Annotated in this window: 9 protein-coding genes; 3 read left to right on the plus strand and 6 right to left on the minus strand. The window is 46.3% G+C overall.

Annotated features, from left to right (window positions below; all coding sequences use genetic code 11):
• Window positions 1–27 precede the first annotated feature (27 nt).
• The 3 genes from hisC to hisG are packed head-to-tail and all read right to left on the minus strand — an operon-like array spanning window position 28 to window position 3233.
• Window positions 28–1077: a histidinol-phosphate transaminase gene (gene hisC, locus GFS24_RS13250; protein WP_153660031.1), complete on the minus strand. Its 1050-nt coding sequence runs from the start codon at window positions 1075–1077 to the stop codon at window positions 28–30.
• Between the two features lie 6 nt (window positions 1078–1083).
• Window positions 1084–2364: a histidinol dehydrogenase gene (hisD, locus tag GFS24_RS13255; protein WP_153660032.1), complete on the minus strand. Its 1281-nt coding sequence runs from the start codon at window positions 2362–2364 to the stop codon at window positions 1084–1086.
• Between the two features lie 11 nt (window positions 2365–2375).
• Window positions 2376–3233 carry an ATP phosphoribosyltransferase gene (gene hisG / locus GFS24_RS13260; protein WP_153660033.1) on the minus strand — a complete coding sequence of 286 codons (858 nt, stop codon included), beginning with the start codon at window positions 3231–3233 and terminating at the stop codon, window positions 2376–2378.
• Window positions 3234–3699: 466 nt separating this feature from the next.
• Between hisG and GFS24_RS13265 the strand changes: the two genes are divergently transcribed.
• The 3 genes from GFS24_RS13265 to GFS24_RS29445 are packed head-to-tail and all read left to right on the plus strand — an operon-like array spanning window position 3700 to window position 7358.
• Window positions 3700–4734 carry a sensor histidine kinase gene (locus tag GFS24_RS13265; protein WP_153660034.1) on the plus strand — a complete coding sequence of 345 codons (1035 nt, stop codon included), beginning with the start codon at window positions 3700–3702 and terminating at the stop codon, window positions 4732–4734.
• Window positions 4703–5392: a LytTR family DNA-binding domain-containing protein gene (locus tag GFS24_RS13270; RefSeq protein WP_153660035.1), complete on the plus strand. Its 690-nt coding sequence runs from the start codon at window positions 4703–4705 to the stop codon at window positions 5390–5392. The genes GFS24_RS13265 and GFS24_RS13270 overlap by 32 nt, the downstream gene beginning before the upstream one ends.
• 34 nt (window positions 5393–5426) lie before the next feature.
• Window positions 5427–7358: a heparinase II/III family protein gene (locus GFS24_RS29445; RefSeq protein WP_153660036.1), complete on the plus strand. Its 1932-nt coding sequence runs from the start codon at window positions 5427–5429 to the stop codon at window positions 7356–7358.
• Window positions 7359–7429: 71 nt separating this feature from the next.
• Here the strand turns inward: GFS24_RS29445 and GFS24_RS13280 are convergent, their stop codons facing one another.
• The 3 genes from GFS24_RS13280 to GFS24_RS13290 form a co-directional block, all read right to left on the minus strand.
• Window positions 7430–9076: a hypothetical protein gene (locus GFS24_RS13280; RefSeq protein ID WP_153660037.1), complete on the minus strand. Its 1647-nt coding sequence runs from the start codon at window positions 9074–9076 to the stop codon at window positions 7430–7432.
• A 110-nt stretch (window positions 9077–9186) separates the two neighbouring features.
• Window positions 9187–10365 (minus strand): AGE family epimerase/isomerase, encoded by a 1179-nt coding sequence (locus GFS24_RS13285; protein WP_153660038.1) that lies wholly within the window; start codon window positions 10363–10365, stop codon window positions 9187–9189.
• Window positions 10365–11297: a DUF4434 domain-containing protein gene (locus tag GFS24_RS13290; protein ID WP_153660039.1), complete on the minus strand. Its 933-nt coding sequence runs from the start codon at window positions 11295–11297 to the stop codon at window positions 10365–10367. The genes GFS24_RS13285 and GFS24_RS13290 overlap by 1 nt, the downstream gene beginning before the upstream one ends.
• Window position 11298 lies beyond the last annotated feature (1 nt).

Here is an 11298-nt window from a genome sequence, read left to right on the forward strand (position 1 = left end):
TTTGCCTGATGGGACCTTGCGGTCTCATCATACTATAGCTTGTAAAGTATTAATCAATTCAATGTTTTCCGCTGGTGTACCTACTGTAATACGAAGGCATCCCACACAAAGTTCCACTTTGGAACGGTCCCGCACTACAATGCCCTTTTCTATGAGATGATTGTAAATGCCTTTCGCATCTGTTGTTTTAGCCAGCAGGAAATTAGCATCGCTGGGATATACCTTTTCAACGATCGGTAATGCCTTCAGTGCAAATTCCAGCTTATCCCGCTCCAGCACTGTTTCCCGGATCCAGGCATTCACCTGGTCTATGTTATTCAATGCTTCCAGTGCCAGTTCCTGCGAAGCCTGGTTGATATTATACGGTGGTTTTACTTTGTTGAATACATTGATGATATCCTCACTCGCAAAAGCCATCCCTACCCGCAATGCCGCCAGCCCCCATGCTTTGGAGAGGGTTTGCAGGATCACCAGGTTAGGATACTCCGTGAGTTCCTGGATCAATGTCTTTTGTTTGGAGAAGTTAATATATGCTTCATCTACAACTACAATACCGTGGAAGTTGTTCAGTACTACTTCAATGTCTTCCCGGTTGATAGCATTTGCAGTAGGATTATTGGGAGAACAGATGAAGATCAGTTTCGTGTTGTCATCTATAGCTGCTTCTATTGCAGGCAGGTCCAGCTGGAAGTCTTCTGTAAGTGTAGCTTTGCGGATAGTTACATCATTGATGTTGGCGCTCACTTCATACATGCCGTAAGTGGGCGGACACAATACCACGTTATCCAAACCACCGGGGCGGCAGAATGCGCGGAACAATACATCTATCGCTTCATCACTGCCGTTGCCGAGGAAAATATTCTGTGGCGGCACACCTTTGATCTCTGCCAGGCGGTATTTAACCTTCCATTGCAAAGGGTCCGGATAACGATTGTAATCCGTGGGTAATGGTGAGCCATAGCTATTCTCATTGGCATCCAGGAATACAGATGCTTCTCCTTTGAACTCATCCCGGGCGGAAGAATAAGGAACCAGTCTTTTGATATTATCTCTTAAGAGACTATTAAGATCGAACATGCGTATTTAATTAGATTTTAAACGAATGCTTACCGCGTTCTTGTGTGCGTCCAGTCCTTCTGCAGCTGCCATGGCTTCTATGGCCGGGGCTAATGCTGTCAGGCCTTCGCGGCTGAGGCGCTGAAAAGTGATCTTCTTTACAAAGCTGTCTACACTCACACCACTATATGCTGTGGCATAACCATTGGTGGGCAATGTATGATTGGTGCCTGAAGCATAATCTCCTGCGCTTTCCGGAGAGTAATTACCGAGGAATACAGAACCTGCATTTATCACACGGGTAGCTAATGCTTCATCATTTTCACAGGCCATGATCAAATGCTCTGGTGCATAATCGTTGAGCATGTCCATCGCTTCGTCCCTGTCTTTTACAAGGATGAGTTTGCTATTGTCCAGTGCTTTGGCGGCGAGGTCTTTGCGAGGCAGTAAAGCCAGTTGCAGCGCTACTTCTTTCTCTACTTCCAGGATCACTTTTTCTGATGTGGTTACCAGTAATACCTGGCTGTCTGCACCATGTTCTGCCTGTGATAATAAGTCTGCCGCCACAAATGCCGGCACACATGTTTCATCTGCAAACACCGCTACTTCAGAAGGTCCGGCTGGCATATCAATCGCAATGCCTGCACTGTTCACCAATTGTTTGGCACAGGTCACATACTGATTGCCTGGTCCAAAGATCTTATACACTTTAGGTATGCTTTCCGTACCATAGGCCATGGCGCCAATAGCCTGTACCCCGCCGGTTTTGAACACCTGCGTAATGCCGGTAAAATGAGCAGCCCACAGTACGGCGGGATGCACAATCCCATCTTTACCCGGAGGCGTGCACAGTACAATTTCGCTGCAACCCGCCAGCCTGGCCGGAATGGCCAGCATGAGGATAGTGGAGAATAAAGGAGCGGTACCACCGGGAATATATAAACCTACTTTTTCTATGCCTACCGGCTTGCGCCAGCATTGCACACCTGGCATGGTTTCTATCATGGTCACCGGTTCTATCTGTGCCCGGTGAAAGGCTTCTATGTTCAGCGCTGCCTGGCGGATAGCACTTTTCAGTGATTCATCCAGGCTGGCATCTGCTGCTTCAAATTCCGCTGCGGTAACACGGATGTCCGTTAACGTTACTTTATCGAACTGCTGTGTGTATTTGCGCAAAGCTGCATCACCGGTGGCTTTAACATCAGCGAGGATAGCAGACACAGTGGCTTCCAGCTGGCGTGTATCAAACGCCGGGCGTTGCAGCAGTGTGTTCCATGTATTCTTTTCCGGAAAGCGGATGATCTGCATAGTAATGTTCTTTAAATGATCATTTTCTCGATCGGTACCACCAGGATACCCTGTGCACCGGCGCCTTTCAGGCTTTCAATGATATCCCAGAATTCGTTTTCATTCAGTACGGAATGCACAGAGCTCCAGCCTTCTTCTGCCAAAGGCAGTACAGTCGGACTTTTCATCCCTGGCAGCAGGCTGATGATCTCCGCCAGTTTATCATTCGGCGCATTGAGCAGGATGTATTTATTGTTCTTGGCTTTCTTCACGGCCTGGATGCGGAAGATCAGTTTAGCCAGTAACTGCTGCTGTTCAGCAGTGAGTTTATCATTGGCCACCAGGATGGCTTCCGACTTCAATACTGTTTCCACTTCTTTCAGGCCATTCATGAACAGGGTGGAGCCGCTGCTCACGAGATCACAGATAGCATCTGCCAAACCTATGCCCGGCGCTATTTCCACGGAACCGCTGATCTCATGGATCTCTGCTGTAATGCCCTGTTTGCTCAGGAAATCGCCCAGGATCATGGGATAGCTGGTAGCAATACGCTGACCATCCAGGTCTTTGATGGAATTGTACTGCATGGCTTTAGGAACAGCCATGGCTAAACGGCATTTGCCAAAGCCCAGTTTCTCTACGGTGCGTAAAGGCGGGCGGCTCTTTTCCAGTACTACGTTTTCGCCTACGATGCCAATGTCCGCTACACCGTCTTCCACGTATTGCGGAATATCATCGTCCCGCAGGAAGAATACTTCCAGCGGAAAATTAGAGGCTTCCGTTTTGAGTTTGTTCACGCCGTTATTGATGTCTATCCCGCATTCTTTCAGCAGTTTGATAGAATCTTCGTGCAGGCGACCTGATTTCTGAATGGCAATACGCAGTTTCATAATTTTCTGATTGAAACAAAAAAAGGCTTACCGGAAAACGGTAAGCCTTTGATGGTGAATATCTGTGTGTACATTACAGCATTCCCTGCCTACCGGTTGGGTAAGTATGGTGATGATGTATGTGTACGTTGTTGTTCATGTTTTAAAAATCTGGTGCAAAAATAGGAAGTAATCTGAATAATCAAATCACATTTCGCTTTTATAGACAATTTCTGAAGAAAGAAGCATTTTGTTAGATAAAATCTAAAGCCTGCCGTCAATATAGGGGCAGGCTTTAGGAAAAAATGGCGAAAACAAACATCTGATCAGGTTAAAATGGCGGACGTACAGTTTAATCTGATGCAAAGTAGCATCAAGGAAAGTTGCCGCCAAAATATGATTGATCAACTGAACGTTGCAAATGATGAATGCGGGACATCAGAAATTCTCCGAACTTTGAGACCGATCGTATTAAATTGCCTCCTGTATGGCGCAGAAGAATCTATTGAATAATAGCTGGGTGGTGAATACGCTCTTCCTGATCGTGCTCCTGACCGTGATGGTACTGGTGAACATGCAGTATGAGCCCATCAATAATGTGCGGTTGTACCTTAACAACGGGGTGTCTGTTATTTTCATTTATGTGATGTGTGCCGTCCATAATAAGTACATGCTCAAGATGCTGATCATGAAACGGCAGTACTGGCAGTATTTAGGGCTGCTGGTTTGCTGGCTGGCCGTTACAGCATACGGGTCCTATTTCCTGAGGATGAATGTCTTCAAAACGGACACGGACATGATCTGGGTGAGCGACCTGGTATTTTCCCTGGCCTGCCTGCTGATAGGCATCGGGCTCTGGTTCCTTTACCGGCAGGCTACCTGGCATACCCTGGAATTAAGGAATTCCCTGCTGATGCGGGATAAAGAGATCCAATACCTGCAAAGCCAGCTGAACCCCCATTTCTTCTTCAACACACTCAATAACCTGTATGGCGTTAGCTTACGCTATCCCAATAAAACACCGGAACTGATCCTCAGCATTTCAGAACTGCTGCGGTACCAGTTGCAAAGTTCCCGCAAACAGCTGGTGCCATTAGAAGATGAACTCCAGTTCGTACGGAATTATGTACACCTGGAAAGAGCGCGGGTAAGGCAAAGATGCCAGGTGAGCTTTAAAAAGAAAGGCAGTGAAAAAGACCTGCTGATCACCCCGCTCATCCTGATCACTTTTGTAGAGAACGCTTTCAAGTACGCCCCTTCCAGTATCCAGGCCTCTTATATCAAAGTGGAACTGGAGATCAAAGGGGAAACTTTACTGCTCAAGATCCGCAACACCGTGCCGGAAAATAAACAATCCGTATCTTCGACGGGCGTAGGATTGAACAATGTGAAACAGCGGCTGGCCCTGGCCTATGCCAAACGGCATACCCTGGTCACCCACGAAGAGAACAACATTTATTACACAGAACTGCTTTTAACTTTAGAACGCCATGCAAGTACTCCGCTGCCTGATCGTAGATGACGAACCCGGGGCACATTATGTGCTGGAAGCGCATATTGAAAAAGTGCAGGCCTTACAGATAGTAGGGCATTGCTACAATGCCATGGAAACCGCCAACTTCCTGCATCGCGAGAAAGTGGATGTGGTATTCCTGGATATCAATATGCCGGAACTTAGCGGGCTGGACCTTCTGAAAACGCTCAACAACAATCATCCCAAGATCATTCTTTGCAGTGCCTACAGCGAGTTTGCGCTGGAAAGTTATGAATATGATGTAGTGGATTATATCCTCAAACCCATCAGTTTCCCCCGTTTCCTGAAAGCAGTGAACAAGATCCTGCAACAGGAAGCGCCGGCCAGCAATCCGCCGGAAGAACCCCTGCTGCTGAAAACCGGCAGTACCCAAACGTCTGTAGACCCCGGAGATATTTACTATGTACAAAGCATGGGCAACTATGTGAAAGTGTACCTGGAAAATAAATGCCTCATCGTGAACGCCACCACCGCCGAAATGGAGAAGTTGCTGCCCGTTTGCAATTTCGTGCGCATCCACAAATCCTATATCATCGCTGCAGATAAAGTGGATGAATGGGGTCCGCGCCACGTGGTGATCCTGGATGAAAGTCTTCCTGTCGGACAAACCTTCAAAATTAACCTTAACAAACTGAAAGAAAGATAAGAAAGGAGTATTTTCACGATCAAAATTCCACATTGTGAAAAGTATCTTCTTATTTATCGGGGCTCTGTTCCTGTCTTTAGCCGTATCGGCACAGGATCACAAGGACCTCCTCACCACGCGCTACAGCGAAGCACAGCTCGGCACTATCCTTACTAAAGACCAGGATTGGGTAACACTCCCCTCCTACACGCAACGTGATTTCTGGAATGGCCTGCCTGCAAGTATCCGCACAGCGCTCATCCAACAGGGAGAGGTTTCTCTGCCTTTCAAATGGGATGTTGTAAAAGCCACGGATATCATGGAGTTCACCCGTACGGGTAACCGCAACATCATGCAGAATCCTAACTCCGCCCGTAAAACTGCGCTGCAAAATCTTGTGCTCGCGGAACTGGCAGAAGGGAAAGGGCGTTTTATGGATCAGATCATCAATGGCAGCTGGGCCATCTGTGAGCAAAGCTCCTGGGTACTCTCCGCACATTTGCCTGTTCCAAAAGGCGTGGAACTTTTACCGGATATCACCAAACCTGTTATCGATCTCGGTTCTGCTGATGCAGCCGCCTTACTTTCCTGGGTGCATTATTTCCTGAAAGCACCATTGGATAAAGTGAATCCATTGATCGCAGAAAGGATCAAATATGCAGTGCGCAATAATGTGCTCATCCCTTATTACACCCGCAATGATTTCTGGTGGATGGGTTTTAACGATCGCCCGCAGAACAACTGGAATCCCTGGATCAATTACAATATGCTGCAATGCATGTTATTGATGGAAGATGATCAGGCGGTGAAAGTGAAGAATGTGTACAAAGCCCTGCAATCCATCGATAAATTCACAAATTCTTACAAACCGGATGGCGGCTGTGATGAAGGCCCCTCCTATTGGAGCCACGCAGGCGGTAAATATTTTGAATGCCTGGAATTGTTGCAGCACGCCACGCATGGCAAACTGGATGTTTTCTCTCATCCCCTGATCAAAAACATGGGCAACTACATTTGCAACATGTATATCAACAGTCCTTACTTCGTGAATTTCGCGGATGCGAGTGCTAAAGGCGGCATTAATGCAGGAATGGTATACAGGTTCGGAGAAGCGATCAAAGATTCCACCATGAGCGGCTTTGGTGCCTTCTATGCGCAGAAGAATAAAATGAATGAGAAACCTGCGGGTGGAACGATTGAAGCAGTGATCACAGATCTTACTACGATGAATGAGATCATGGCGTATCCGGCTAAGGAACCGCTTATTGGTTCTTACTGGTATCCTGATAACCAGATTGCTATTGCGCGGGAATACCCTGGCTCTAAGCAGGGTTTCTATTTTGCGGGTAAAGGTGGGCATAATGCGGAATCTCATAACCACAACGACGTAGGTACTTTCATCCTCTATTACAATGGCCTGCCTTGTTTGGTAGATGCTGGTGTAGGTACTTACGTAAGGCAAACCTTCAGTCCTGACCGTTATAAAATATGGACGATGCAGTCTGCCTTCCATAACCTGCCTATCATCAACGGTGTGCAGCAACAGAATGGTGCAGAGTTCAAAGCGGCTTCTGCGGCTTTTTCATCTACGGCTAAACAGGTTTCTTTTACGGCGGATATTGCAACAGCGTATCCTGCTGCTGCTAAAGTGAAGTCGTGGAAGAGAGGGTATAAACTAAACAGGGGCGGTTCTTTCGTGATCACGGATGATTATGCGTTGAGTGAGTTTGTTACCGCGCAGCAGTTGAATTTTTTAACCTTCTGTAAAGTAGTAGAAACAGCGCCGGGGCAATTGAAGTTAACGGGAGAAAATTTCGTGTTGATCATGCATTATGATACAAAGCAATTCACAGCAGAGATCACGCATATTGACAACAACGATCCTCGGTTGGAGAGTATATGGCCTGGTGGGTTAGAGAGGATTTTATTGAAGGGGAAGAATGCAGGGGTGAAAGGGAGTGCTAAGATTGAAATAAAGAAAGGTTGATATAAAACTGCGGGAGGCAACGATAAAAGCCGCCGCAGGCGCCACCCTTAATAAAGAAAGAGATCTGGCTATCAGATCTCTTTCTTTATTTTAAAAACAAAATTAAACCTACCCCCCGGAGCCGCATCTCCATTCACATACCAATCCAGCGGGTTCTCTTCCTGCATATTATCTGACCATTTGAATTCAAAGTCCCTATTCCCCATGAATTTAACCGGCACACTAATGGTCAGTTCTTTTCCTTCCAGTTTATACGTCACCTTTGCCACCTTCTTCCACATACCATTTTTATACTGCTGTAACTCATTCCCTCCAACCACACGATAATCATACCCGCACCAGCCACTTTTAGCAGAACGGTCAATATCCAGCCACAAGGTCATCCAGTTATTGCTGGTATTAGGCGTGATAGGAGCAACAGTACTCGCATAAAAAAACACATACTGCTTATCACGTGTTACTTTCATCAGATCAAAATCATTCCTGCCTGTATTGTTCTCATATATCACTTTCGGTGATGATTGCGCACCGGGGTAATGCCTGTGCTGTACATCGCCTGTATAATCTTTATATGCAAGGGAAACAGTATCCACACCTTTATACCGTCTAATGTTACTCACCATCTGCATGTAATAATGGTCCTCCAATCCCGCAGTCAGCGAAGGTTCTATATCTCTGCTATACTCCGCACTAGCCTGATCTACAAAGACCGCGGTGTCTTTACTCTTCTTGTATCTCCATTTCCCTGCTATCCATTCATTCCACCCTGTTATAAATATGAACGGCACATCCTGCTTCAATGCAAACTCCCATTGCTCCTGTATATTATAACCCCAGGGCAGGTCTTTTGAACTACCTTCTACCCCATTCCGGTAACTTCTGCCCCAATTACCTGATTGCCCGTAAAAAGCAGAATGCCCCATAGGCACAACAGGATGTTGCGCAGTGGAAACATTCACGATCTCTCTTTCCCCTTTGTTATTGAGATATACATGTTGCGGGCGTTGAAATTCTATCCAAGGCCAGCTATTCACTTTAAGCGCCTCATTAGGCCACTGGGATTCACGTATCGTAAAAAAAGAGTTCCCCGCTTCTTTGGAAATACCAATGATCAGGGGTTTACCATCCAGGTAAAACCAGTTATCAGGATAGCGATAGGGAGCACCTTCTTTGTAGCAACTATCGTAAAGCTCCTGCATGGTTTCCCCGGATTTCGTATTGGTGTAGAATACTACCTTAGGTGTTTTCCTTCCTTGTTTATGTACAGCTTCCAGGGCGCGCATTAATACATCCGTTTGCTTCAGGTAAGTAAGCCTGTTGGTGGCATCAAGGATTAAAATATCAACGCCGGCATCAGTTAATAACTGCACGTTTTTCAGATGCACCCAATAATCCCCGCCATGATAATATCCATAAATGGGCTGCCCCCAGAAATAATACTTTCCTGCTACACCGGCACCACCACCCCAACCAGGATGATCAAAATCATTAAATACAGAAGAGTCCCGCTGCCACATTTCGGTCAGGTCCCAGTATTTTTCGGATGTAGGGGAATCTCCCTGCCATAGAAAGTAGAACAGTGCAATATGTTTATTGGCCTTAAGAACACCAACTTCTTCCTGCTGTGGTAATACACGCCCCAACCCGTCTGTAGCTGCCAGTGTTTGGGCAAATGCTGCAACGGGCATTAATAATAAAGAAAGAAAAAATGCTTTCATAAGAAGAACAACATACAGGATTTAAACAAAACGCGCATCCTGCACTAACCCGGAACAAAATAAAAAAGCCTGCCATGCAATGCATAGCAGGCCTCTTAAATCATCCAGCTTTATACTTCAAGATAACTAAATGCCGGTGCTTTTTCAAGCGTTTGCCATACCTGGTACAAAGCCCGCGGCACATGGAAACAACCCTTCCATTTACCACCTTTCAACTGCAGCAAAGGTTCCCCCTGACGGTTCAGATAACCAAACCACTCCGGATGTTCTGCATCTTTGAAATGTTTCCAGGTGTAGGCATGTACTTTTTCAAACCAGGTCTTACAGGTTTCACTACCTGTAAGCTGCCAGCCTTTGGCCAGGAACACAAGGGTTTCCATGTGTACCCACCAGAGTTTCTGATCCCACTCCAATTGTTGCGGAGGGTGATTATGCACATCCATGAAATAGAAGATACCGCCATATTGCTTATCCCATCCATGCTCCAGCATACGCAGGCCAATTTCCATGGCTTTGTTGGCTAAGGGCATATCGTTCAGGCGCACGGAAAGGTCCATGATGAACCACATGGCTTCGATTGCATGACCGGGATTTAATAAACGGCCTTCGAAAGAGTCAGAGAAACTACCGTCTTCCAGTACGTTCTCTAAGATGAGACCTTTATCTTCCAGGTAAAAAACGTTCATTACCTCTTCCAGTACTTCCGGGATGAATTCATTCACCTTCTCACTACCCAGGATGTGTTCCAGTTCCAGTGACAGGTTGCAGAGGATCATGGGCAATGCGAAGTTCTTCAGGTTACGTGTGCCCGGAACGTTCTTGGTATAATTGCCTTTAGGATTTTTTCTGCGGCGCAGGATGTTTTCGAATGTATCCTTTGCAATAGCGTGATACTCCGGTTTAGGATCTATTTTGTACAATGCCCCAAAAGCCATGGCCGCAAAACAATCGGAGAAAATATTGTAGGGCTGGATGAGGGGCTGGCCTTCCTGTGTGGTGGAAAAGTACCAGTTACCCTGTTCATCCCTCCCGTATTTTTCCATGAAAGCGGCGCCATGCAGGGCCATGTCCTTCCATAATGGGTTCTGTGCTACTTTATCGTACAGCATGGAGAACATCCATACTTCCCGGCCTTGCAGCCACATGAATTTATCTGTGTCAAATACTTTTCCGTAACGATCCAGACAGGTAAAAAAACCGCCGTGCTGTTCATCTTTGGAGTTGCTGGTCCAGAAGGGTAACACATTCTCTAATAATTCCTTCTTATATAATGTGGCTAGATGTTTCATTAAAAATTGGCTAAATATTCTTTGTAACGGTTATATAAATGTCCTGCCTGCAAGTAGGCGGACTGCGGGCTCATAAAATGGGAAAACTCAAAAGTGATGGCTTTGTCATAGCCGGCCAGCCTGGCTGCTTCCAGCTTCAGGCGTAGTTTCTCGAATTTGATGGGAAGGAACTTAATGGGCATATCACGGTCAAAAGACTCTGCATTTGTCCAGCATTGCATACCGTATTTATCTGCCATCTTTTTATTGACAGCAAAGAATTCCGGCAGTTCATGGTAATCGATATGACCGTCCTGGAAAGCAATGGCATCCACTGCTCCGCGTACGCCGTCGAAAATTTCACTCCATTCTTTTTCATGCTCCTGTATGGAAACGGCATCTTCTTTCGTTAACCCGGCAGTAGCTGCCATCACGGCTTTCTTTCCATCTATCCAGGGAGAGATGAAAGTGGGCAGGCCATTGCTTACTGCTTTGCATTGCTTACCTAAAGTGGAGAAAGCTTCTACGGCCCCTTTGGTACGGCGACTGATCTCCATACTCAAATACCAGCCTTTAAAACTTTTGTAATGACCATATTGCTGCCATACTTCATCTATCACATAACGGTTCGCATCGATCTCTGATTGCATGTTACCGGTATCCCAGTAATGACCACTGTCATAGAGGCCAAAGTAAAACTGCATGCCATGTTTATCCGCCAGCTCCAGGTACATTTTAACCAGGTCCACCGGCGGCTCATAACATCCATGCTGCTTTTGCAGGTAGACAGACGGATAGGTGATAAAACGGCGGTAACCGCTGCGGATCAGGATCACCGTATCAATACCAATGGCTTTCATGTGACCGAAATCACGGTCCCATTCTTCACGCCCCCAATTTTGATGCGGGATATCATGACTGATCTCATCCAGGAAAGTGCCTGTTATCTTCATG

Source organism: Chitinophaga sp. SYP-B3965, assembly GCF_009647655.1.
In the GTDB taxonomy this organism is placed as follows: domain Bacteria; phylum Bacteroidota; class Bacteroidia; order Chitinophagales; family Chitinophagaceae; genus Chitinophaga.

Excerpts from the sequence above, each read along its gene's own strand:
- GFS24_RS13270 (WP_153660035.1), top strand. The coding sequence starts at position 4,703 with ATGCAAGTACTCCGCTGCCTGATCGTAGATGACGAACCCGGGGCACAT.
- GFS24_RS13280 (WP_153660037.1), bottom strand. The coding sequence starts at position 9,076 with ATGAAAGCATTTTTTCTTTCTTTATTATTAATGCCCGTTGCAGCATTT.
- hisD (WP_153660032.1), bottom strand. The coding sequence starts at position 2,364 with ATGCAGATCATCCGCTTTCCGGAAAAGAATACATGGAACACACTGCTG.
- GFS24_RS13290 (WP_153660039.1), bottom strand. The coding sequence starts at position 11,297 with ATGAAGATAACAGGCACTTTCCTGGATGAGATCAGTCATGATATCCCG.
- GFS24_RS13265 (WP_153660034.1), top strand. The coding sequence starts at position 3,700 with ATGGCGCAGAAGAATCTATTGAATAATAGCTGGGTGGTGAATACGCTC.
- hisG (WP_153660033.1), bottom strand. The coding sequence starts at position 3,233 with ATGAAACTGCGTATTGCCATTCAGAAATCAGGTCGCCTGCACGAAGAT.
- GFS24_RS13285 (WP_153660038.1), bottom strand. The coding sequence starts at position 10,365 with ATGAAACATCTAGCCACATTATATAAGAAGGAATTATTAGAGAATGTG.
- hisC (WP_153660031.1), bottom strand. The coding sequence starts at position 1,077 with ATGTTCGATCTTAATAGTCTCTTAAGAGATAATATCAAAAGACTGGTT.